The sequence below is a fragment of the Pseudanabaena yagii GIHE-NHR1 genome (assembly GCF_012863495.1).
Taxonomy (GTDB): Bacteria; Cyanobacteriota; Cyanobacteriia; order Pseudanabaenales; family Pseudanabaenaceae; genus Pseudanabaena; species Pseudanabaena yagii.
This window is the reverse complement of the sequence record NZ_JAAVJL010000001.1, coordinates 1,502,894-1,526,001: the sequence shown is the minus strand read 5'-3', so window position 1 is coordinate 1,526,001 and position 23,108 is coordinate 1,502,894. Positions and strand designations below refer to the sequence as shown.

Below are 23,108 nucleotides of genomic sequence, written 5' to 3'. Positions count from 1 at the left end.
CTTACTTACGACCAGTATAGTTAAACCCATAGCTAACGCCTAAGATTAGCTGAGTACCTGCATCGCTATTGTTGGTTACATCGGAATAGGTCAGCGTAATATTCAAGGGCAAAGTGGGGTCTGGCAAAAATCCTACGCCAAAGTTCAATCCCTGACCTGACCATGCTGTACTAGCTCCCCATTGTGGGGCAAACTGATATCCAAGGTTAGCAAAAACGCCAACTCCACCATTGCTTGTGGACTTACGATAAGTACCACCACCAACACCAAGAGTCGCGATTAAGGGTTTAGGGCTATCCAAATTTTCAGGATCGGTTAACTGGGAAATTGTTGCTGCCCCATAAACTGAGGAAGGTGTGCCGCCTGCATTGGTTCCGTAGTTAGCAAAGTTCGTCCAGCCCACAGAAACACCAACCTGTCTATAAAAGTCTTCATAAACTATTCTGTGTACTTTGAGATCAAAGGAACCGTTGGAGCCAAAGTTACGAATACTGTTGATATTGAATACACCTTCAACGGCAAGATACTTGCTGGCATCTCCCAATCCAGTACCCATTGAGATACTGCCATCAACTGTATCCCGCAATCTACCTGCGGTGGAACCAAAAATACCAATAAAGGCATCACCAGTTTCTAAACCAAAGCCAACGGGTGTACCAGCATTTAACGATGGCGTATAGATCCGCTTGATAAATACGTTGGTGGTTTGAGTGGTGATAGGTCGAATGAGTAATTGCTGACGAATCAGGTCAGGTGAATTAGATGTTGTTGTTCCTGACTGGGCAACCTTTTGAGTGGATTGGGCAATGTCTACCAAATTACTATCAAGCTTGGTAGGTAGTGAGATAGAAGAACTAGTCTTAAAGGCAATAGGACTAGCAAAAAGATCCACTTGCTTATCTTTTAAATCTTTAGCAGAATGTGGCAGCCTATTGGTTACAACTGGAGCCTTAGTGACTTTAGCTTTTGCAGTTGTGGAACTAGTTAGTTTGTTTTTCGTTGTAGAGGTGACTACTTTATTTTTGGTAGATCCAGAATTGTTAACTTTATCTCTGGTAACTTGTGATTGGGTGGAGACAGTGCTTGACTGAGCAAAGACCTCATTGACCTGCTCGATCGCACCCAACCCAATCATTGCTCCTGTGCATACCAGAAGCAATTTCTCTATCGTAAAGCTTCTTTTTAGCATTTATATTCCTCACCCATGAGCTAAATTTGCTGAACTTAACGAAATCGTGCAATCCTAGACTCAAGACACTCAGAGAAACTATCGATTCTCATCAAAACAACACAAAAATGAAATATTTTTCGGGGCTTTAGCACGAATTCTTTTGCGCCGAAGGCTTCCAATCTTACATTATGATGCCCTTAGATGTCATTAAATTGTTGTTTTTTGTTGGATTTTATTATTTAGATAGGACTTATAGGTTGGGTAAATGCAGTACAACCGAAGTCCGCACTACATCTACCCTAAACCTAGTAAATTGTTAGTGCTAAATTAAGGATTGGCGGCGCTTCGCGCCGCCAATCCTTAATTTAGATTTGTGGAGTTACATATTGGGTCTGGCTAGGTACTTTACTAAGCGATTACGTGCTGAGATAAATGTAGTTATGAGATCGCATCTCGATTTAAGAGGGGCAAATCTTTTAGTAGCGGTATCTGGGGGACAGGACTCTCTATGTTTAGCCAAAATCCTGTTAATGCAGCAGGCAAAATACAATTGGAGGCTAACGATCGCACATTGTGATCATCAGTGGCGCAGTGACTCCAGTGCCAATGCTAGTCATGTCGAAAAAATTGCAAAGGCCTGGGGAGTTCCTTTTTGTATGAGAGTTGCTGAGATACCATCTAAAAGTGAGGCAGGTGCTAGGGAATGGCGCTATGCGAAATTAGTGGAAATGGCGCAGGTCAATCAATGTAATTATGTGGTGACAGGTCATACCCGTAGCGATCGCGCTGAAACCTTGCTATATAACTTGATGCGGGGTAGTGGTGCAGATGGTTTAGCTGCTTTGACTTGGCAGCGATCGCTTACGCCTGAAATTAATTTAGTGCGACCTTTATTAAATGTTAGTCGTCATGAGACGGCAGAGTTTTGTCGGGAAAACCACATTCCCATTTGGGAAGATAGTACTAATCAAAATCTCGACTATCGCCGCAATCGCTTACGGTTAGAGACAATCCCCTATTTGCAGGAGCATTTTAATCCCCAGCTAGAAACAGCGATCGCTCAAACCGCCGAGATTTTACATAGTGATGTGAGCTATTTAGAGAGTCAGGCTCGTAAATTTTTTGAAGAGGGGATTTCTGTAATCTGGGATGCTCACCAACCTTGTTTACAGCGCCAACTTGTACAGCATCAGCCTTTAGCTTTGCAAAGAAGAATCGTTAGACAGTTTCTATCTCATTACTTAATACATCAGGTAAATTTTGAGGATGTAGAGCGTTTTTTAAATTTACTAAATGCGCCGAATCGCTCACAGAGTGAACCATTTAAGGGTAATATTACGGCTTTTATAGAACATCCGTGGATCTATCTGCGGAAATGATGTCAGTTCGGGTTAAGTGGCAAATTTTAAGAATTCAAAAGTAAAACCCTTGCTTAGCAAGGGTTTTACTTTTTGAGAGAGGGTTTGCGTAGCAAACCCTCTCTCAAAAAGTAGAGACAATTTGTGAAGTTTGTTGTGGGTTAGGGACTTGCTATTAATTAAAGTACCTGTGGCTTCGACTCCGCTCAGCAAACGTTAGCTGAGCGAAGTCGAAGCTAGATAGGTGGGACATTTTTTATCCGCAAGAGCCTTACTGCCGCTTGAGAATTAATAAAGTAATATCGTCAAATACTTTCTGCTCACCAATATGTCGTCTTACGTCAGCAATAATTGCATCCTTGATCTGCTCAGATGGTAAATGCCAATGCTGACTAATGACATTACACATTCGTTCGATACCATAAATATTTTTATGAATATCACAGGCTTCGGTAATACCATCGGTATATAGCACTACCCCATCACCATGCTGTAACTCCACAATCACCTGATTAATAAAAGCGGTAATGTCACCATCCAATGCGATCGGAAATCCCAAATCCATCGTGTCAATCCGCTCGATCGCACCAGACTTTCGTACCACAATTGTTTCTTCATGCTGACCGCTAATGCTGACCTGTCCGTTGGCATAATTTAGAATCGATAGCGTTAAACATTTCTCAGAATTAATGCGTTGTACATTTTTATAGAGAGTGCGATTTAAAATATCCAGAAACCTTACAGGATTACCTTCACCACTTTCCTTAAGGGTTCTCACTGCCGTTTGTGTCATCAGCATCAAAATGCCACTCTCTAGCCCATGTCCTGTCACATCCCCAATCCCCAAGGTAACGATCCCATCGCTATTGAGAACTTCATAATAATCACCACCAACATCCGCCGCCGCATCCATATAGGCAGCAATATCTAAGCCTTCTATTTCTAACTCTTCGGCATTGGGTAAAATCATCGTCTGCATCTGGCGCACCACATCGATTTCCGCCCCTAGCCTCAAATTGTCTTTACGCAGATTTTCATTGAGGGTAATGATTTCTTGATTAGCGATCGCTAAATCCGCAGTGCGTTCTCTTACCTTATCTTCTAAAGTCTCAAAGGATTCCTTAAGCTGTTCCGACATCTTATTAAATGCATTGGATAGCTCGTTGATTTCGGCGATCGCGCTAGGGGTAACCTGTTCACCTAAATCCCCTTTTGCTAATCGATTAGCCGCTTGATAAACGCGCAAAATCGGCGCAGTAATTAGCCTTGCTGTCAACATCCCAAGCACAATTACTACAACTAAAGCTACTAGACTCAGCAGCATTGTATTCTGGGTATTTTGGTTGATTTGTTCCATAAAGTCTGATTCTGGAACCACTACAACTACTAACCAATCAATACCTTTGCCATCGGAATAGGGCTGAGCCAGTAAATATTGACGTTTTCCATCCATATCAAAGGCAAGTTCGTGCAGTTCCCGAATCCGTTTGAAGTCTCCAAACTCTTCCTGCAAATATTTCACGGCACTTGAAGTTAGAGGGTTTTGACTTTTGATCGCCTGAATTTGTTGCAAACTTCCATCTGTACCATTAGGAAGAAAAGAATGTTCACCCGTTGAAGTGGCAATCAACAATCCTTTCTGATCCATCACAAAAACTTGTCCAGTAGGGCTAATTTTCAGACTAGTTAGGAAATCGGAAATCCCTTGCAGCATAATGAAATTAGAAAATACAGCCACAAGATTTCCCTGTTGGTCATAATATGGCTCTGCTGCCGCCGTTCCTAAATTCCGAATGGTGCGTGACTGGTAAACTCCCGACCATGATTGTCCATGCCTCTCAGTGGCGGCTTTATACCAAGGACGGGTGCGGGCATCAAAGGTATCAAACTTCTCAAATTTGCTGTGATTGCCTAAACTATCCAATTGATAGAAGGCTCGTTGGGGAACTGCGATCGTGGTTGCTGCTAGTAGGCTGCCATCGGATTTTCGACCGACATAGATCATTGTGCCATCAGGCTGACCGACAAAAATTTCCCCTAACATTGGATAAATCTGCAATTGCGCTGCAAAGTATCGCTCTACAGTTTCCTTATCTTCCAGATTAATATGATTGAGTTTTAATGCATTAATGTTGTTTTTTGTAATTTGATAGGGAGTTTTGAAATATCCCTCTAAAACTTGATTAGTGCGTGAAGCTACCTCTGTCCTGATCTGACTGGCTAATCGATTGACCGATTCTTGACCATTACGATAGGACAGATAGCCAACTAGTCCTACTGCTGCAACAATTTGTAAAACGAAAGGTACAACTATTGTGGTGCTGAGCCGAAATTTGGATGAGCTATTGCCGACTAGTTTGGGGAGGTTCATGGACTAAGTTGAGATAAACAAAAATGAATCACTAAGGCTCCTACAACATCCTATAAGTATCTGGGCATAATTAAAGTGACCCACGCGCATTGTGTGTCATAGGTTTGTGCTCAAAGCCCAAGAAGAGAATGGTGGTGCGAAGCACCACCATTCTCTTCTTGGGCTTTGATTTTGTGCGCCGATAAATCAACAAAGACGGCGTGAAGTGCTGTCTCTGTTGATTTGGGCTATAGCAAAAATACCAACTCACTGAAATGAAAGTGAGCAAACACTTTAGTGAATTAAAAAAACAAATCCAGTAAGGTTTTGAGATTCAAAAAATGGCAACGCCATTTTTTGAATCGGTATAAGCTACTATTTTGGTGTGAAATATCAGAGAGTCCGAGTATGCAGTTAAAAAGTGTCGTTCAACCCTTTGGTGAAGTCAATGTCTATCCCCAAAACAATGGAGAAATTGACATCGTTGCAACTATTCTGATGGTTCCAGACATCGAGGGCGCAAGAGTTGGCTTAGCTCTAGATGGATCGGCATCAATGAAAAAAATGTATGGCATTAGCGGCGTTGTTAGTAGCTTTTTTGCCAGTGCTGCTGTTACCCACAATGTCGTCGAACCAGTCACAAGGGTGATGGTCAAATATCTTGCCAACTTTGCGGCAACGGGTAGGGTTGATCTGATTAATTGGGCTTGCGGAGCAGCAGGTGAACTCATCGAGGATTTAGGTAGCTTTAGCGGTGAGGAGATCGAGCAATTTCCAGTTAAAGGTCCTAAAATTCCTTGGGGTACAGGTACAAAACTATTACCGCCTTTACGATATTTCATTAACAAATATAAAGATGCACCTGCGATCGGAGTGAAGCAACCTGCGGCAATCTGTTTGATTATCACCGATGGCATTATCGAAGATCTCGAAGATGTTAAGGAATATTGCTTTAAATACGCTCTTGAAATTGCTGATAAAACTAAACCATTTATCAAGCTGTTACTGATTGGAGTAGGCAATGAAATCGACGAAAAGCAACTGGAAGAACTGGATAATATGTTTGAAGGTAGCTTTGTAAAGGATGATGCAGGTCGTGATATTGACCTGTGGGATTATCAAGTTGCTGATGATATTCAAATTTTGGAACAGATTTTTAAAGAATTCGTGTCTGCGGAAACGATTGTCACCCACTATGGACGGATTCTCAATCAAGCGGGAACGGTCTGCGAAGAATATAGTATGGGTGTGCCAGCACTGATGCGCTTTAAATTGCCTGCTGGTTCTACTGCTTTTACTCTAGAGTTTTCTGGCGGTAATGTGACCCAAGATATTACTGAAGCTTTGCCCAAGGATCTAGAAGTTCCTCTCATTCCTCAATCTGAACAGTGGAAAGATGTTGTTGATTTCGTATAAAACAGTAGAACTCAGATATAAAACCTTGCATTGCAAGGTTTTATATCTCTCCATTTGGAGATAGCATAAAACCTAAGCAATTAGGGACTTGCGGATAAAAAATGTCCCACCAAAGTTATCTAGCTTCGACTTCGCTCAGCTAACGTTGGCTGAGCGGAGTCGAAGCCACAGGTACTTTAATTAATAGCAAGTCACTTATAACGATTCCTGAAAGTGCACCAACACTTTTGCGAACTAAAAAACAAATCCAGTAAGGGTTTTCAAAACTAAAAATATGACTATGTCATTTCTAGTTTTGGGATTAGTCATTCTAAGAAGCGAGAGAAATAGATTGCCATGCTACATGAAAATAATTCCGCGACTAATGAATTAGAACGTGAAGTCAATGGTGAAGAAAAAAAAGATGAAATTAACAATAAATTGAGCAGTAATCTCAAAGACAATTTACAAGGTAATTTGCAAAGTAGTTTAAAAGGTTTTCAGATGCCCGCGAATCTGATTGCCGCAGAATTTGGTGAGGTGAATGTACTGCGATCGCAACCGAGTGCAAAGGCGGATGAGTTGGAATGTCGGATTGACTTTACGATCGCGATGGAACCGCAGGGCAGATTTGCGGAAGGGTGGCGAACAGGTTTAGCGCTAGATGCTAGTGCGTCGATGAAACGAGCCTATGGGCGGAAGGTGGAGGCTCGCGTCGATCCTGAGTTATTGACGGACTATATCAAACAGGGTCGATTATGGGCTTATATGGAGGATGGTGAACCGACGCGGAAGATTCAGCGTGAGGCTTTTGCCGAAATCCAAGAGCGTGGCTACGAGATTAACTATACAGAAAATATTTTGCAGCCCTTAGTACAGGATTTTACGGCTTACCTAGCAGGAAGTTTGGATGGGACTGGTAAGACTTCGCTGATTTATTGGGGCTGTGGTAAGGGTGATGAAATTCAAGTTTTGGGTGAGTTTGATGCGGATAGCTGTCAGGGGATAGCAATTACAGGCCCCGCTAGTTTTAAACTTGGTAAGACGACTAAGCTATTACCCGCGATCGCTTATTTTGTCGATCAATATCGTGAAGCACAACGGGGGATGTATATCTTTTTGACCGATGGCAGGATTGATGATTTAGAGAAGGTCAAACTCTATACGAAGGAATTAGCTTTAGAGATCGCGGTTGGTAAGCGCAATTATTTGAAATTGATTTTGATCGGAATTGGTAATGATGTTGATCGCTATCAATTGCAAGAGTTAGATGATTTTGATACGGGCTTAGATATCGATCTCTGGGATTACAAAATTGCTAGTGAAATGCATAATCTCACCCAGATTTTTGCAGAAGTGGTGAATGATAATCAGATTATTGCTGAAAGTGGCTTTATCTATGATGACGCAGGTAATTGTGTTAAAACCTATACCAATGGTTTACCTGCGAAAGTTGATTTTGCGATGCGTGATGATTCGCAATGGTTTGAGCTAGAGGTGGGCAATCAGCGCATTCGTCAGTCAGTGGTTTTAGGGGCTATAGCGATCGCACCTTTAGCTAAGAAACAACTGTTTGACTTTGAAATTCAAGCGAAAGAAAGTCGAAATGCTGCTCTATTTGGAGATGCAACTGAAGAGGAACAAGATAGCGACGAAAAGACATCCCATCCTTGGTGGAAATGGTTAGCGGCGGTATTTATTGGTGCTGCATTTATCGGTACGGCGATCGCCTTTGGCATTTTAATTAAGCGATCGGATGATACTAAACTCCAAAATCTCTCTACATCGACTGTCAATAAAGAAACTGAGACTAATTCCTCGGCTACGAATAGAGCAAATTCTCAACTCGCTAATAATGTTGCGAAGAATAATGCTTCTAAACCGAATCTGAATAGTTCTAAGCCTAACGATAATGGCTCTAGCAACTCAGCTACTAAGTCTCAGACTCTTGCTAGTAGTAGTAATCAGCAAAAGTCAGTTAGCGATAGTAGCACTACTTCTAGTAATTCTAGTAATAAGTCACAGACTAGCGTCAGCAGTAACAATCAACAATTAGCAAAGGCTTTTAATGATATTCAGACTACAAAAGTTGCTAGTTCGGTAATGCCATCGCCTAATGAGTTACTGCTAGACAAATCAGATAGTAGTAATAAATCAGCAACTAGCCCTGTCAACAACTTTGTAAAAATGGTGGGTGAGTTAGCGGAGAAGAATTCTCTTAACAATTTCCTGAAATTAAGCAGTACTAATTCTATGAATAATTCTCTAAAAGAATTAAATAATAGTCCTAGCAATCTTAATAATAATTTGGGGAAACAACCAAGCGATAATTCTAGTAATAATGCTGAAAAAAATATCGCTAGCAAATCGATAAATGATTCTAGCAAGAATTCAGTTTCTACTAATAGTTCTAGTAGTGCAAATAATAATTCGGCTAACAGCAATGCTCGTAATAGCGATCGCAATATTAGTCCTTCGATTTTGCCGATTACCAATCCTGACCTAGAGGTAACTATATTTTTTCCCTCTGACGAAGCGCAACTGATGCCACCTGAAGAAACTAAAATTGATAACTTCTGGTCAAAAATTCAGGGACGACGCGGCATCATTCAAGTTAGTGGTCACACCGATAAAACAGGTGACTATGCCTATAATCTCGATCTTTCCCAAGCAAGGGCAAATGAAGTGGTGAGGTTATTACGCGATCGCGGACTTGATAATAATTACAAAATCACTTTTGAGGCGTTATCGTGGTTGCAACCATTGCGAAAAAATAATACGGCAACGGACAATGCCTTTAATCGTCGAGTTGTCATCCAGTTTAAAGAACAAAGATAATTAAATCTCAGGATTGTTGGTGAGTGGTGAAGCCCCTCACCAACAATCCTTGAATAGAGAAGAATTAAAAATCTATCTTTTGAATGATCAATACTAGGGGCTATCCCCCCAATCAGCGTATAAAATATATCTCTTAAATGTTTGTGTAGTCGTTTACAATGGTAATGGTTAGTTTTTTACCTTTTAAGGTATGCTCTAACCTTAAAAATTATGTAACCCTGAGGACATAAGCGAATGCTACATCGCAAAATATATCAACTTTGTGAAGCCAAGAGCGATGTTTGGATTTACCTGAGGGATCAGGGACGTTGGCTAGAAAGAGCCAGAATACTAGATATTGAAGGAGACGTAGTAACAATTCGTTACGAGACTGAAGACGAAGATGAGGTTTGCTCTTGGGAAGAAATGGTCAGATTAGAGAGTATTGGTGCGGTAACGCAAAGACTATCGTCGGTCACAAAAACAGGGATGTCATCCAGCGATTTATTAGTGTCCGATGATTGTCCTGAAGCTGAACAAATCCGACCCCGCCTCGATCCTGACAAATAATTGCCAACTGGGGGAAATGCTGCCTCCTTTATTATCAGCCTAGAGTGGGTGCATTGCGCCCACTCTATTTTATGAGATGAGATTCTAGAACCATGCAACCTGCTGACCTGACAACACTTGTGGCTTTGACCCATGAGCTAAATACAGCTTGTGTGCCTGCGAGGTTAGAGCAGGTGCATCAAAGCGATCGCCATACGATCCATTTACAATTACGAACTTTAGAAAAGAAACAATGGCTATTGCTGTCATGGCATCCACAGGCCGCGAGACTCCACCTCAGTGCGCCACCACCAAGACAGCCTGATACTTTTACCTTTAGCCAACAGATTTTGCATCAAGTCGCAGGATATGCCCTTGTCTCTGTGCAGCTAACTAGTCCTTGGGAGCGGGTAGTTGATCTGCAATTTGCTAAACGTCCCGATGATGTAGTGCAGTGGCATCTCTATCTAGAAGTAATGGGCAAATATAGCAATGCGATTCTGGTGAATGCCGATCGCGAAATCGTCACGGCTGCCCACCAAGTAAATAGTAAACAGTCACGAGTCCGTCCAATCCAAACAGGCGATCGCTACGAGTTACCGCCTGCCCTCCTCGAAGCAATTCCTAGCTTAAATGAATCCTTTGACGCATGGCGCGATCGCCTCATTTTGATTCCCAAGGAAATTAAGCGCAACTTACTGAGCAATTATCGCGGTGTGAGTTCGTCGCTAGTGCGATCGCTATTGGCGATCGCGGATATTCATGGCGACAAGAACGTTGTAGATTTAACTTTCGCTGAATGGGAATCTCTCTATCGGGCTTGGCAAATTTGGCTGACCTGCATTGATAAAAAACAGTTCTATCCACGTTTAGAAGGGAAAGGATATGCCCTCACCCCTAGCCCCTCTCCCAAAGGGGGAGAGGGGGACAAGACCCTCACCCCTAGCCCCTCTCCCGCAGGAGAGGGGAATAATATTTTGACTCCCCTTCTCCCCCCTTGGGAGAAGGGGTTGGGGGATGAGGGTAATTCTTTATCCGTGAATGATTTTTGCGATCGCTACTATTCTCAACAAACGGAACAGGTCGCTTTTCAGCAGTTGCACCAGCAGATTAGTCAAGCGATTCAAAATCAGTTAGGCAAGTTAAGTCTTAAGGAAACAGAATTTCTCGAACGGCTGCAACTCTCAACTCAAGCCGATGATTTTAAAGACAAAGCTGATTTGTTAATGGCGCATTTGCACCTCTGGGAAATTGGGATGAAGGAGATTTCCCTTCCTGATTTCCATTCAAGTGAATTAATAACTATTCCCCTCGATCCCACTCAGAATGCGGCACAAAATGCCCAGTCCTTTTACAAAAAACATCAAAAGCAAAAACGGGCTGCCCTTGCGATCGCGCCCTTATTAGAATCTGTGCAACAGGAAATCGCTTATCTAGAGCAGGTTGCCACGGCTGTTAGTTTATTAGAACAGAATGAACTCTCGGCTTTACAGGAAATTCGCGCGGAACTAGCTCAACAGGGCTATCTCAAGGTGACTGCCGAATATGTGGCTCGGACGAAAGGGAATTCTAAAAATAATAAGGGTGGCAAGAATAAAAGTAATAAAGGTAAGCAGGACGAAATTCCTGATTGTCACCGCTTTATGACTCCCAATGGCTTTGAAGTTTGGGTAGGTCGCAATAACTATCAAAATGATTTGATTTCTTTCCGCATTGCAGGGGAATATGACCTCTGGCTCCATGCTCAAGAGATTTCTGGTAGCCATGTGTTGCTACGTTTACCCGCAGGGGCGATCGCCGATGACCAAGATCTCCAAGTTGCTGCTAACTATGCCGCCTATTACAGTCGAGCGCGTCAAAGTGATCAAGTGCCTGTGGTCTGTACTAATCCCAAACATGTATTCAAGCCCAAAGGCTCAAAACCGGGGATGGTGGTCTATACCCATGAAAAGATTATTTGGGGAAAGCCGACTAGTTTAAGAATTGAGTAAAAGCGATCGCTGTTAATATTAAAGGAGTTTTGTAGGGCATAGGGCTATGACTATTACAGCAACTAAACCCATAACGATAGATGAGTTTTTGCAACTGCCAGAGACGAAACCTGCCTCTGAATTTATTCATGGACAAATCACCCAGAAGCCGATGCCCCAAGGAGAACATAGTCTATTACAAGGTACACTCTGCGAAACTATTAATCAAATCGCTAAGTCTCAGAAAATTGCCAAAGCCTTTCCAGAACTGCGCTGTGTTTTTGGTGGGTTAGCGATCGTTCCAGATATAGCTGTATTTCGTTGGGAGAGAATTCCCCTTCTACCATCAGGTCGCATCGCTAATCGTTTTGAAATTCATCCTGACTGGGTAATTGAAATTCTATCTCCAGATCAAAAATATAAACAAGTTTTAGGTAAACTTTTACACTGTGCGGAATATGGTACTGAGCTAGGTTGGTTACTTGATGCTGAGGATGAGAGCATTTTGGTAGTGGATAGCGATCGTCGCGTTAGAGAATTTGCCAATAGTGATCGCTTGCCAGTTCTAAACGGAATTGATTTAGCTCTAACCGTTGAACAAGTCTTTAACTGGCTGAGTCTTTAGAGCAAATTGTTTGTATTGTGGCTTCGCTGCAATACAAACAATTGTTAAATCGCAGAACCCTGAGCTTAATCCCATTCTTCATTTGCGTCTGAGACGACATCACGCTTTAACAAGTCATCGATACTTTGCCAGTTAACCTGTCCTGCTTCTGCATCTTGAACTAGTTCACCCTTGTGTAAACAAACAAGGCGATCGCACCAAGGTTGCACTAGATCGAGTTGATGGTTAATCATTACAACAGTTACAGGCTGGGGTAATTGCGTTAGATCGGTTAAGGTATCTAACAACAAATACGATAAACCCCGATCTAATGCCGAGGTTGGTTCATCGAGCAATAGAACTTCGGGTTCCATGATTAAGGCTCTCGCGATCGCCATCCATTGTCTTTGACCGAGGGATAGCTCTAGCTCAGTGCGATTGAGTAACTTGCGATCGATTTGCAGCTTATCAATCCATTTTTGCGATCGCATATCAATTTCGCTCTGGGGCAAATTTTGGAGCTTAAGAGGATAGCTTAGCGCTTCAGTTACATTCATCCCTAGCAAGCTCGGTTCCTGCGGTATCAGCATCACCCGTCGCCGCAGGGTTTGAATAGGAATTTCTTGAATATTTTGACCATTCAAGAAAATAGTGCCAACGGAAGGATCAGTTAAACGATTGAGTAAGCGTAAGAATGTCGTTTTCCCAGAACCTGTTGCGCCAATTAGCGCAGTTTTGCTACCCTGCGCGATCGCTACTGAAATATTCGTCAAAAGTGTGCGAAATTTAGTTTGATAGCTGACCTGCTCGGCAGCGATCGCTGCATTAGTGGTGAGTAACTCAGATGTTGCTGAAACCTTTTGCATAATTTAACTGTCTTTGCGATAAGCGATCGAGAAATTGGGACGCAGCCTTCAATTTATTAAACCCTTTCTCAAGCTTAATTATGGAGAACTATCGCATATGTTTTTATGGGATCTTTTAAAATCTGTGACCAAAACTTTGGGGGAAGATCTTCCACAGGCTTCTTTTAAGACTTTTCCACAGGGTTTTCCACAGTACCTTTTGAAATTACCTCAACAATATAAACGTCTTGTCTTTTTCTTGATCGGTCTATGTGTTTTTGCCCTTGCTGCACCACAACTTGCCCCTGTATCCGCCCAGTCTACGCAAGCAACTGTGCAGGAAATTCTGGATGGCAATCAAGTTTTTATTCAAAATCAGCAAGCCTACGTTAATGATGTCGCCAGTGCCAATCAACAAGTTCGCACTGGCAATTCTAGAACTGCGCTTTTATTTAATACAGGAGCCGTGGCAAGACTATCGGCAAATTCGGTATTGAGAATTGGGCAATGCGCTCAACTGAGCCGTGGCACGATTTTAGTTAATGGAGCAATCAATGCTTGCTCTTCAGGAATTACGACAGGGGTGAGGGGCACAACTTATTTATTGGAAGTAGATGAGTCAGGCAATCAACAGGTTAAGGTTTTAGAAGGCGAAGTAGTCGTAAAGCGTAATCCGAAACCTTTAGTTGATGATAGTGATAAGCCCAATACTAAACCAACGGATAAGCCTACGACGACAACACCTACCCCCAATCAGGTGAATAAGCCTAATGTTAGCGCTCCAACTATTCCCAAAGTTAAGAGTTCTCCGACTCCTAAGCCCAAAGTTACTCCTTCTCCAGTTCCCAACAGTTCAGGGAAGAAACCAGTTGACTCCAAGTCTCAACCTGCTCAGGCAATTGATGAAGTAGTTTTGAAGTCGGGAGAAAAGATTGAGGTGGCTCAAACTGGTGATTTGGGTATCATCCAAAAACTCACTGAAAATGAGTTTGTCAATCTATTGCAAGGGAATTTATTCCAAGGTTTCACCAATCAAATCCCTGGAATCAATAAAGTTAGAGATGTCTTTAATGGTCTCTTCCCCAATGTGAATTTCCCAATCTCGATTCCCGGAATTCCTACACCTAGTATTCCTATTCCTAGTTTACCTAGCTTCCCATTCTAATTTAGCTAAAAAGAGAGGTGTGGCACGTAGTGCCACACCTCTCTTTTTGGTATATATTTCATTTTTGGTGTCGAAAAGTTATTATAAAGCCAAAATTTTGCCGCTATTTTTGTTGGTTAGGGCAATTTGTTTTGATGGTTATACCTTGACAGGGGGTAGACTTTATTTTTCATAAGAGTAAAGATGGAAGAAACGTTAACTTTTCTCCAAGATGCTCCGAATAACATTTACCAAGGAAGAAATAGATGCGCTGCATTACGAAAGATTCCATCATCCGCATCCACGAGTGCAGAGAAAAATGGAAGCACTATACCTAAAAAGCCAGAAATACGCGCACAAGGAAATTACACAACTGCTAAGAATCAGTGAACCGACACTGTTGAACTATTTACGAGATTATAAAGAAGGTGGGATAAGCAAACTGAAAGAACTGACCTTTAATCGCCCCCAGAGTGAACTAAAACAGCATCAAGAAAGTTTAGAGATATATTTTCGAGAACATCCACCTAAAACGCTGGCTCATGCAGCAGCAAAAAATTACTGAGTTGACAGGGATTGTCCGTAGTCGAGAACAGGTGCGTCATTTCCTGAAATCGATGGGAATGAGTTGTCGTCGAGTGGGGCTAATACCTGCAAAGGCTGACCCAGCAGCACAAGAGGAATTTCTTAAAAAAAACTAGAACCGCGCTTAGAGGAAGCTAAATCTGGACAAAGAGCCGTTTTCTTTGTTGATGCTGCTCACTTTGTCCTTGGAGCCTATTTAGGCTTTTTGTGGTGTTTTGAACGCTTGTTTCTTAAATCTGGGTCGGGAAGGCAGCGTTTTAATGTCCTCGGTGCACTTAATGCTGTTACTCATGAGTTGATTACTGTGACTAATGATTCTTACATCAATGCTCAAAGTGTTTGTGACTTACTCCACAAACTTGCGGCTTTGGGTTTGACTATACCCATTACTCTTGTCTTGGATAATGCTCGTTATCAAAAGTGTGTTTTAGTTTTTGAGTTGGCTCAGTCATTAAATATCGAGCTTCTTTATTTGACTACTTACTCTCCAAACTTAAACTTGATTGAGCGTCTTTGGAAATTTGTGAAGAAACAGTGTCTCTACTCCGTCTATTACCCTGATTTTGATTCTTTCAAGTTTGCTATTGCTTCTTGCCTTGAGAATTCCCGCACTACTCATAAAGCAGCTTTGGATTCTTTATTGACTTTGCGCTTTCAGTCTTTTGATAATGTTAAGTCTATTCCCTGTTAAGGTATATTTGAGGTCAGGGTAGGAGAGAGCGATCGCTCTCAGGTTTTGGTAAACTATAACCAATGGTGAATCAGGAACACAAAAATTGAATTACAACCGTACATTTGCAGAACTGGAGAAAAAAGCTGTCAAGTGGTGGCCGAAAGAATTAGAAGCAACGGTTGCCGCAGAGAGTGTTATTCCCAAGTTAATTGCAACCCAAGATCGATTTATCAGTATTCTGAAACTGTCAGGTGACAATCCCCATCAGGTCTTTGATGTTTTACAAGCATCGGGAATGTCGGCGAATCTATTTCTAAAACATCTGGTTATTCTTGCTGATTATGGAGGCGAACTAATTAAGCGATTGGGGCGGGAGTTTACAGAAACTTTTGCAATTGATCCAGTTACAAATCGGCGAGTGATGCAGTATGTTTTTCGAGAAAAGACTGAAGTATACGAATTTCAAGTGTTACCCATCAATGGCTTAGGAAATGCAAAGCTTGATATTGATGGCGTTTCAATAACTAAAGTCGTTCCATTGTCTCCATTGCATAAAGACCTAATTATGATTCTTTTGTATGGAGCAACTTCGGATGTTGCGCATCTAGCTGCATTAGAAAAATGTGAAATTGGTATTTTACTTGGTGATGAGATAGCAATTGACAAGTATGTGCGTGAAAAATATTTATATGTCAGTAGAATTACTACGGGAGCAAATACGAATAGTCTGGGACAAATTGCTCAAACTTATGTATTAGAGACTTTACGAGGGTTTCTAACCCAAGATTATCAACTAACCAGAAACGGTTCCATTATTCTAAATGGCTATGACAAGAGTGATGGAATGCCATTTGATATAGTTGTCCAAAAAAATGGGAAGAAAATAGGCATAGAAGTTAGTTTTCAAGTGACGACTAATAGTGTGATTGAGCGTAAATCGGGGCAAGCAGAAAACCGCTTTAAATTGATGAATGAAAATGGGTCTTGGATTGCGTATGTTATTGATGGCGCAGGCAACTTCCAAAGATCATCAGCTATCAGGAATATTTGCAATTTCAGTGACTGTACAGTTGCTTACTCAAAAGAAGAAATCGCAATTTTAGCAAACTTTATTCAAGAAAAGTTAAATGATTAATTTTATTGATTTATTTGCTGGTATTGGTGGAATGCGTTTGGGTTTTGAGCAAGCGATGCAAGATCTTGGCATCCAAACTAAATGTGTATTGTCTTCAGAAATAGATAAATATGCTCAAGAGACGTATGAACTTAATTATCAAGAGAAGCCAGATGGTGACATTTACGGTATTAAGCAATTCCCAAAATTCGACTTTCTCCTTGCAGGGTTTCCATGTCAGCCATTTTCATATGCTGGGAAACAAAAAGGATTTGTGGATACTAGAGGAACCTTGTTTTTTGAGATCGAAAAACTTTTAAGCGATTATCAACCAAAAGCATTTTTGCTAGAAAATGTTCGGGGTTTAACTAGTCACGATCAAGGACGTACTTTCAAGACAATTATTGAGCGATTACAAAATTTAAACTATGGGGTATCTTATCTAATTTTAAATAGTTCAAAGTTTGGTATTCCTCAAAATCGTGTCCGAGTATATATTTTAGGGCTGTACAATCAACAGCCAATTTTATCTCTGAAATCTGACTTGGGTGCGAATGATTCCCATGAATTTAAGCGATCGCTTAGTCAACTTACGTTATTTGATTCATTTGCTGATGCTAATAATACTAAAGTAGTTGCTGATATTTTAGAGGCAAATCCAAGTATTAAGTATGATTGTTCTCAAGATTTTACAGCTAGATTATTAAAATTCACAGGCAATAGTCCAGAAAAACTACATGGATATAGATTAATCGATCATCGTAATGGTAATTCAATCCATTCATGGGAATTGGGAATTAAAGGGGAGTGTAATGATTTAGAAATTGAGTTTATGAATGAATTAATTGCTAATAGGCGAAAAAAAAAATTTGGCACACATCAAGATGGGAAAAAGCTTAATCTTGATGAAATTAAAACTTTTTTTGACCATGAGAATCTTGCAGAGATTATGAATGGTTTGATTTGCAAAGGTTATCTCAAAGAGACAGAAGGTAGATATAATCCTGTGGCTGGCAATATGTCTTTTGAGGTATTCAAGTTTTTAGATCCTCAAAGTATATCGATTACGCTTGTATCTAGTGATGCCCATAAGTTAGGCGTAGTTCATAATGGCAGGATAAGAAGAATTACACCAAGGGAATGTGCGAGATTACAAGGATTTCCTGATTCATTTATTTTGCATCCTAAAGATACCTATGCATATCGACAGTTAGGTAATTCGGTGTCAGTACCTGTGGTTAGAGAGGTGATCTTGGATTTGTTCAACCAAATCAATATTTCGAGTGTTGCGTGAAGTAAAATAGCTAAAAACGCTAAACTTCTCAATGGTTGCTGAGATTTGTTTTGATAATTATTTGAGGTCGCTGGTAAGCGCTTATCAGCAGTGGTGGCGCTTGTATACGCTGACGGATGCGACTGGGCAGGAATCGCAACAGGTAGAACGCGATCGCATTACGCCTGCATTTTTTGACTTCGGCTTAATGGTGCAGACGGTGGACAAAGAAAAAGTAGAAAGTCAAAAGGAAAAAGAGGAAGGGGAAAAGGAAAAAATCGAGCGATTGCCTGTGCTGGAGGGGATCTGTAAGTATGCGGTGGATCATGTGTTGCTGGTAGGTAGACCAGGTTCGGGAAAGTCTACGGCTTTGGCGCGGTTGTTGTTGCAGGAGGCGGAAAATGCGTTAAGCATTGCAAGAGCGAAAATCCCTGTGTTGGTGGAGTTGCGGTATTTGCCCTCGGAGGCGAATGAGTCGTCTGTATGCGATCGCATTCTTGCTTTTATGCACAAGCACGATCCTGCCTTGGATATCGATGAGGCGGGGATTAAGCAGCTATTGCGTCAGAGGCAGTTGTTGCTGTTGGTGGATGGGGTGAATGAGTTGCCATCGGATCGCGGTCGCGTCATGGTAAATCAATTTCGGGAGCTTTATCAAAAAACTTGCCCGATGATCTTTACGACGCGGGAGTTGAGTGCGGGTGGGGATTTGGGGATTGCGAAGCGGTTAGAGATGCAGCCTTTGACGGAGCCGCAGATGCAGCAGTTTGTGATGGCGTATTTGCCGACGCAGGGGGAGAGGTTGTTGCAGCAGTTGTCGGGACGGTTGCGGGAGTTTGGGCAAACGCCTTTGTTGTTATGGATGCTTTGTTCGTTGTTTCAGCAGTCGGAGCAGATTCCACCGAATTTGGGTATGGTGTTTCGGGCGTTTACGGTGGGCTATAGAGATAGCAAGAAGGAGTTACTGTCAGAGCGCTTGCGGACATGGTGTGGGCGGTTGTTACAGTATCTAGCGTTTAAGATGACTTGCGGAAAAAATCTGACAGATGCACGGGTGGCGATTTCGCGTCAACAAGCAGAAAGTATCTTGGTTGAGTTCTTGAAAGGAAAAGTAGAATATCCTGATGACTGTGCAATTAGATGGCTAAATGATTTACTAAAGCATCATTTAATTCAGGCTAATAATGATCTCATTGAATTTGAGCATCAATTAATTCAGGAATATTATGCGGCGGAATGGTTGTTTGGACTATTAGAGAATCAACAAATCAGCTATGAACGATTACAGCATGACTATCTCAATTATTTGAAATGGACAGAACCTTTGGCACTGATGTTGGATTTGCTGGAGAGTGACGATGAGGAGAAAGCAGTACGAGTGGTAAAGCTTTCTTTGGAGGTAGATTTGCGGTTGGGGGCAAGGTTGGCTGGGGCGGTGAAGTATGGGTTTCAGGAGAAGACTGTTGAGTTGTTGATTCGGGAAATAGATGAGCGAAAAATTCCTCAGTTATATGCGATCGAGCTTTTTGGGGAAACAAGGTCTGATGTTGCGATCGAATATTTAAAATCATTGAATCAAACATTTAAAAATGAAGACTATATTTTACATAGAGAAATAGCCAAGGTAATTGGAAATAATGGTGGAGATAAAGATATTAAAATACTCATTCAATATCTCAGCAAAGATTACAATCATGTAGTACGCGCAAAAGCAGCAGAGGCTTTAGGTAAGATTGGTCGCGACAAAGACATTCTATCTCTTATTAAAGCCCTCAAAGATGAAGATTTTATAGTACGTGCAAAAGTAGCAGAGGCATTAGGGATAATTGGTAGCGATAAAGCTGTTGAATCTCTTATTGAATGCCTTAGAGATCAAACATCTTTTGTCCGCAAAAATGTAGTAGATGCATTAGCAAAGATTGGCAATGATAAAGCCATTCAATCTCTTATTGATTTTTTCAAAGAAGATTGGGATATAAGTGACTTGGCAATTGACGCTTTAGGGAAATTCACTGGAGATAAAGCCGAGGAAATCCTAATTCAAACGTCTAAGAATGAAAATATCTTAGTACGCCGTAAAGCATTAACAGTATTAGGAAAGATTGGTAGTGATAGGGCTATCGCAACTATAATTCAAGCCTTAAAACATGATAATGAATATTCTATACGAGAGTCAGCAGTACAAGCACTAAGTCAGTTTAGTAGTAATCAAAATATTGATCTATTGATTCAAGTACTTAATAACGATGAAAATTATTGGGTAAGAGAAGCGGCAGCAAAGGCTCTAGGATCGATTGGTAGTTATAGAGCCATTGAACCTCTTATTGAAGCACTTAAAAATAGAAGTTCTAATGTTTCTTCGAGTGCAGCAGACGCATTGGGACTGATTGGAAGTAGCAAAGCTATAGAACCTCTCATTCAAGCACTTAAAAATAGAAATCCTACAATCTGTTCTAGTGCGACAAAAGCATTAGGAAAGATTGGTAGTAACGAAGCTGTTAAACCACTTATTAAAGCTCTTAGTTCTCATAACCATCAGTTGTGTTCAATTGCAGCAAAAGCATTAGGAAAGATTGGTAGTGAGGAATCTGTTGAGCCTCTTATTCATATTCTTCAAACTCAAAATGAAGATATCCGTTGTAGCGTATCTGAGGCATTAGGAAATATTAGTAGTGAGAAATCTGTTGAGCCTCTTATTCAATACCTTGATGATGATTTTGTTCGCAGGAAAGTAGTAGAGGCTTTAGGAAAGATTGGCAGCAAAAAAGCTATTGATCCCATTATTAAAGTTCTTAATTCTGAGATTCAATATTCTGACGATGCAGACTATGTTTTTTGTGAGAAAGCAGCAGAAGCATTAAAAAAAATAGGTAGTGACAAAGCTGAAGAAATTTTGATGCAGCATCTTAATAATGAAGACTTTATTGTTCGTAAGCGAGCAACCGAGGCGTTAGGAAATATTGGTAGTTATAAAGCTGTAGAACTTTTAGTTCAAGATCTCAAGGATAATGATGTTGATGGTGTGCATTGGGTTACTGTAGAAGCCTTACGCAAAATCGCTGTTGCTACTATTGATAAAAACGTAGCTTTTCTCTCTCAAAAACTACCTCAATTAGTGGATCTTATTCCTAAAGTGTTTGTTGAAGAGTCGAATATTTCTGCTGTCATCACCGCCATCCAAACCCGATGCAAATACTACAATTACAACATAGCCCAAACACCTTCACCCCCCGAAGACAAACCCAAACCTACCACAGGCAACACCTACATCTTCAAAGCACCAGTAGACAAAGTAGTTGCTGGAAACCTAATAGTACATGGTAATAATATTGCTACACAAAACAACCAAAAAACAGCACCTGATTCCTAACCAACCACTAAACATTACCCAATGAGAAAACTATGACCTTTAACTTCAACGCCCCCGTAGGACAAGTCATCGCAGGCGATCAAACCGTCACAGGCGACAACATCGGCACACAAAACAACTACTACGGCATAGACGACCCCAACACCCAAGAACTCGCCAACGAACTCGTTGAAATCCTGCAAGGAATCGTCCCCCAAATCTCCGATCCCACCAGTGAAGCAGGCAAAGAAATCATCACCGCCGCCGCAATGGAAGAGATAGAAAAGAAACCAACCCTCAAAGATCGTCTAGTTGCTGCATTTAAAGCAGGTGCATTTGAAGCCATCAAAAAAATTGCCAAAAATGATTTTGTTGAAGTCTTCCTTACCGCCTTCAAAGCAGGACTTGAAGCCAAACCTAAAAAGTAAAATATAGCTATGCAGGAGCTTAGACAATGACAACTACTACACAACCCCTAGACACAGAAATCTTGCAAACCATAGCCCTGATGCCAGAACCACTCAAACGAGAAATTCTGCACTATGCCAAATATCTTCTCGATAACCACTCCAAAGAAATTACTCAAGATGTACCACTAGCTAGAAAACGTCGAGTCGGAATCTTAAAAGGGACATTCGTATTACCCTTGTCCGAGGACTTTGACGAGCCACTAGAAGACTTTAAGGACTATATGGAATGAGCCAATATCTGCTAGACACCCATACATTTATTTGGCTATCAGAAAATAGCGATGAGCTATCCAGCAACCTTAAAGATATCATCGAAGAAGTCGATACCGTTTATCTCAGTATCGTTAGTCTCTGGGAAATTGCCATCAAGTTAAATCTCGGTAAACTGTCACTGCAACAAGAATATGAAACTATAGAAACAGAACTTGAAGCATCAGATATTCTATTGCTTCCCATCACATTTAGCGACACCATCCAAATCCGCGATCTTCCACTACATCACCGCGATCCATTTGACCGAATGTTGATCGCCCAAGCAATTACCAGATCTCTCACAGTGATTAGTCGAGATGTCGCCTTTGATGCCTATCCCATTCAACGGTTATGGACATAAACAAATTGAGTGAGTTACAAAAAATCTACTCGCTAATAATTGCAAAGACTATACTGTAAAGATACAACAGGAGGACTGATGACCTTAACTGAATCAGCAAATACTTCCATGAAAGTCTTCTCTCTACAAGTACAAAAAGAAGGACAAATTAGCATCCCTCAAGATGTGCTAAACACCTTGCAAACCCACGAAGGACAAACCCTCACCCTGCTCCAAATCGGTGAATTTGCCGTAATTGTCCCCAGAATCCCCCAAGTCACAACACTGACAGACAACTTTGTATCCTTAATGAATTCAAATAATGTCACCGTCGATGAACTTCTAGAAGGAATACAAGAAGAACGTCAAGCAATTTGGCAAGAGCAACAACAAACTAAAATCAGTGCGTAGAATATTTTTAGACTCAAGCGTTATCATTGCTGCTTGCGGTTCGCGTAGTGTTGCTAGTCATGCCGTCATCGTCATGGCAGAAATTGGGCTATTTAAAGTTCTAATTTCCGAGCAAGTCATCGAAGAATGCGATCGCAACATCACCAAAAAACTACCCAAAGCCTTACCAATCCTCAAACAAATTCTAAGCGTTATTAATCCTGAAATCTTGCCTAATCCCGCGATCGCAGATGTAGTTAAATGGGAAGCAATCATTGAGCCTAAAGATGCCCCTATCCTTGCTGTCGCCTTATTAGCTAAATGCGATCGGCTTTTGAGTCTCAATACCAAAGACTTTACTCCTAATGTAGCCAAGCAAAGTGGTTTAACAATCCAAACCCCAAGTGAGTTTATTCAAGAAATTCGCTCAATCCTTACTCAAGAACTTTAAAATTAAAC

Annotated in this window: 18 protein-coding genes and 1 pseudogene; 16 read left to right on the top strand and 3 right to left on the bottom strand. The window is 41.2% G+C overall.

Annotation, left to right across the window (positions count from 1 at the left end):
- Window position 1: 1 nt before the first annotated feature.
- The gene (locus tag HC246_RS07135; protein ID WP_169362782.1) at window positions 2–1,189 is read right to left on the bottom strand and encodes a hypothetical protein; all 1,188 of its coding nucleotides are present in this window, start codon (window positions 1,187–1,189) and stop codon (window positions 2–4) included.
- Window positions 1,190–1,611: 422 nt separating this feature from the next.
- Between HC246_RS07135 and tilS the strand changes: the two genes are divergently transcribed.
- Complete coding sequence (gene tilS, locus HC246_RS07130) at window positions 1,612–2,550, top strand: tRNA lysidine(34) synthetase TilS (RefSeq protein ID WP_169362781.1); 939 nt, start codon at window positions 1,612–1,614, stop codon at window positions 2,548–2,550.
- A gap of 250 nt (window positions 2,551–2,800) precedes the next feature.
- Here tilS and HC246_RS25820 read toward each other — a convergent pair whose 3' ends face one another.
- Window positions 2,801–4,900 carry a SpoIIE family protein phosphatase gene (locus HC246_RS25820; RefSeq protein ID WP_225902927.1) on the bottom strand — a complete coding sequence of 700 codons (2,100 nt, stop codon included), beginning with the start codon at window positions 4,898–4,900 and terminating at the stop codon, window positions 2,801–2,803.
- Window positions 4,901–5,287: 387 nt separating this feature from the next.
- Here HC246_RS25820 and HC246_RS07120 point away from each other — a divergent pair, with 387 nt between their 5' ends.
- The 5 genes from HC246_RS07120 to HC246_RS07100 all read left to right on the top strand — a co-directional run bounded on the left by HC246_RS07120 (window position 5,288) and on the right by HC246_RS07100 (window position 12,235).
- Complete coding sequence (locus HC246_RS07120; protein WP_169362780.1) at window positions 5,288–6,295, top strand: VWA domain-containing protein; 1,008 nt, start codon at window positions 5,288–5,290, stop codon at window positions 6,293–6,295.
- A 336-nt stretch (window positions 6,296–6,631) separates the two neighbouring features.
- Entirely contained in the window at window positions 6,632–9,112 is a 2,481-nt protein-coding gene (locus HC246_RS07115; RefSeq protein WP_169362779.1) for an OmpA family protein, read from the top strand.
- 234 nt (window positions 9,113–9,346) lie between these two features.
- Complete coding sequence (locus HC246_RS07110; protein ID WP_126388656.1) at window positions 9,347–9,661, top strand: DUF6679 family protein; 315 nt, start codon at window positions 9,347–9,349, stop codon at window positions 9,659–9,661.
- Between the two features lie 92 nt (window positions 9,662–9,753).
- Complete coding sequence (locus tag HC246_RS07105) at window positions 9,754–11,631, top strand: Rqc2 family fibronectin-binding protein (RefSeq protein ID WP_169362778.1); 1,878 nt, start codon at window positions 9,754–9,756, stop codon at window positions 11,629–11,631.
- Window positions 11,632–11,677: 46 nt separating this feature from the next.
- A complete protein-coding gene (locus HC246_RS07100; protein WP_169362777.1) occupies window positions 11,678–12,235 on the top strand; it encodes a Uma2 family endonuclease in 558 nt (185 codons plus the stop codon).
- Window positions 12,236–12,300: 65 nt separating this feature from the next.
- Here the strand turns inward: HC246_RS07100 and HC246_RS07095 are convergent, their stop codons facing one another.
- Window positions 12,301–13,080: an ABC transporter ATP-binding protein gene (locus HC246_RS07095; RefSeq protein ID WP_169362776.1), complete on the bottom strand. Its 780-nt coding sequence runs from the start codon at window positions 13,078–13,080 to the stop codon at window positions 12,301–12,303.
- 124 nt (window positions 13,081–13,204) lie between these two features.
- Between HC246_RS07095 and HC246_RS07090 the strand changes: the two genes are divergently transcribed.
- The 10 genes and pseudogenes from HC246_RS07090 (at window position 13,205) to HC246_RS07045 (ending at window position 23,100) form a co-directional block, all read left to right on the top strand.
- Window positions 13,205–14,224: a FecR domain-containing protein gene (locus HC246_RS07090; protein WP_169362775.1), complete on the top strand. Its 1,020-nt coding sequence runs from the start codon at window positions 13,205–13,207 to the stop codon at window positions 14,222–14,224.
- A 211-nt stretch (window positions 14,225–14,435) separates the two neighbouring features.
- Window positions 14,436–15,479 (top strand): annotated as a pseudogene (locus HC246_RS07085) (IS630 family transposase).
- Window positions 15,480–15,564: 85 nt separating this feature from the next.
- Window positions 15,565–16,596 carry a restriction endonuclease gene (locus HC246_RS07080; protein ID WP_169362774.1) on the top strand — a complete coding sequence of 344 codons (1,032 nt, stop codon included), beginning with the start codon at window positions 15,565–15,567 and terminating at the stop codon, window positions 16,594–16,596.
- A complete protein-coding gene (dcm, locus tag HC246_RS07075) occupies window positions 16,589–17,869 on the top strand; it encodes a DNA cytosine methyltransferase (protein WP_169362773.1) in 1,281 nt (426 codons plus the stop codon). The genes HC246_RS07080 and dcm overlap by 8 nt, the downstream gene beginning before the upstream one ends.
- Before the next feature lie 61 nt (window positions 17,870–17,930).
- Entirely contained in the window at window positions 17,931–21,218 is a 3,288-nt protein-coding gene (locus HC246_RS07070; protein ID WP_169362772.1) for a HEAT repeat domain-containing protein, read from the top strand.
- A 32-nt stretch (window positions 21,219–21,250) separates the two neighbouring features.
- Window positions 21,251–21,625 (top strand): hypothetical protein, encoded by a 375-nt coding sequence (locus HC246_RS07065; RefSeq protein ID WP_169362771.1) that lies wholly within the window; start codon window positions 21,251–21,253, stop codon window positions 21,623–21,625.
- Between the two features lie 26 nt (window positions 21,626–21,651).
- A complete protein-coding gene (vapB, locus tag HC246_RS07060) occupies window positions 21,652–21,897 on the top strand; it encodes a type II toxin-antitoxin system VapB family antitoxin (protein ID WP_169362770.1) in 246 nt (81 codons plus the stop codon).
- Complete coding sequence (locus tag HC246_RS07055; protein WP_169362769.1) at window positions 21,894–22,280, top strand: type II toxin-antitoxin system VapC family toxin; 387 nt, start codon at window positions 21,894–21,896, stop codon at window positions 22,278–22,280. The genes vapB and HC246_RS07055 overlap by 4 nt, the downstream gene beginning before the upstream one ends.
- 78 nt (window positions 22,281–22,358) lie before the next feature.
- A complete protein-coding gene (locus tag HC246_RS07050; RefSeq protein WP_169362768.1) occupies window positions 22,359–22,670 on the top strand; it encodes a hypothetical protein in 312 nt (103 codons plus the stop codon).
- Entirely contained in the window at window positions 22,663–23,100 is a 438-nt protein-coding gene (locus HC246_RS07045; protein WP_169362767.1) for a PIN domain-containing protein, read from the top strand. Before HC246_RS07050 ends, HC246_RS07045 begins: the two co-directional genes overlap by 8 nt.
- Window positions 23,101–23,108: the final 8 nt, after the last annotated feature.

What these genes read in the sequence shown, in the direction of transcription:
- HC246_RS07100 (WP_169362777.1), top strand. Translation starts at nt 11,678, where the DNA reads ATGACTATTACAGCAACTAAACCCATAACGATAGATGAGTTTTTGCAA.
- HC246_RS25820 (WP_225902927.1), bottom strand. Translation starts at nt 4,900, where the DNA reads ATGAACCTCCCCAAACTAGTCGGCAATAGCTCATCCAAATTTCGGCTC.
- HC246_RS07055 (WP_169362769.1), top strand. Translation starts at nt 21,894, where the DNA reads ATGAGCCAATATCTGCTAGACACCCATACATTTATTTGGCTATCAGAA.
- HC246_RS07120 (WP_169362780.1), top strand. Translation starts at nt 5,288, where the DNA reads ATGCAGTTAAAAAGTGTCGTTCAACCCTTTGGTGAAGTCAATGTCTAT.
- HC246_RS07050 (WP_169362768.1), top strand. Translation starts at nt 22,359, where the DNA reads ATGACCTTAACTGAATCAGCAAATACTTCCATGAAAGTCTTCTCTCTA.
- HC246_RS07135 (WP_169362782.1), bottom strand. Translation starts at nt 1,189, where the DNA reads ATGCTAAAAAGAAGCTTTACGATAGAGAAATTGCTTCTGGTATGCACA.
- dcm (WP_169362773.1), top strand. Translation starts at nt 16,589, where the DNA reads ATGATTAATTTTATTGATTTATTTGCTGGTATTGGTGGAATGCGTTTG.
- HC246_RS07115 (WP_169362779.1), top strand. Translation starts at nt 6,632, where the DNA reads ATGCTACATGAAAATAATTCCGCGACTAATGAATTAGAACGTGAAGTC.
- HC246_RS07065 (WP_169362771.1), top strand. Translation starts at nt 21,251, where the DNA reads ATGACCTTTAACTTCAACGCCCCCGTAGGACAAGTCATCGCAGGCGAT.
- HC246_RS07105 (WP_169362778.1), top strand. Translation starts at nt 9,754, where the DNA reads ATGCAACCTGCTGACCTGACAACACTTGTGGCTTTGACCCATGAGCTA.
- HC246_RS07095 (WP_169362776.1), bottom strand. Translation starts at nt 13,080, where the DNA reads ATGCAAAAGGTTTCAGCAACATCTGAGTTACTCACCACTAATGCAGCG.
- HC246_RS07110 (WP_126388656.1), top strand. Translation starts at nt 9,347, where the DNA reads ATGCTACATCGCAAAATATATCAACTTTGTGAAGCCAAGAGCGATGTT.
- tilS (WP_169362781.1), top strand. Translation starts at nt 1,612, where the DNA reads ATGAGATCGCATCTCGATTTAAGAGGGGCAAATCTTTTAGTAGCGGTA.
- vapB (WP_169362770.1), top strand. Translation starts at nt 21,652, where the DNA reads ATGACAACTACTACACAACCCCTAGACACAGAAATCTTGCAAACCATA.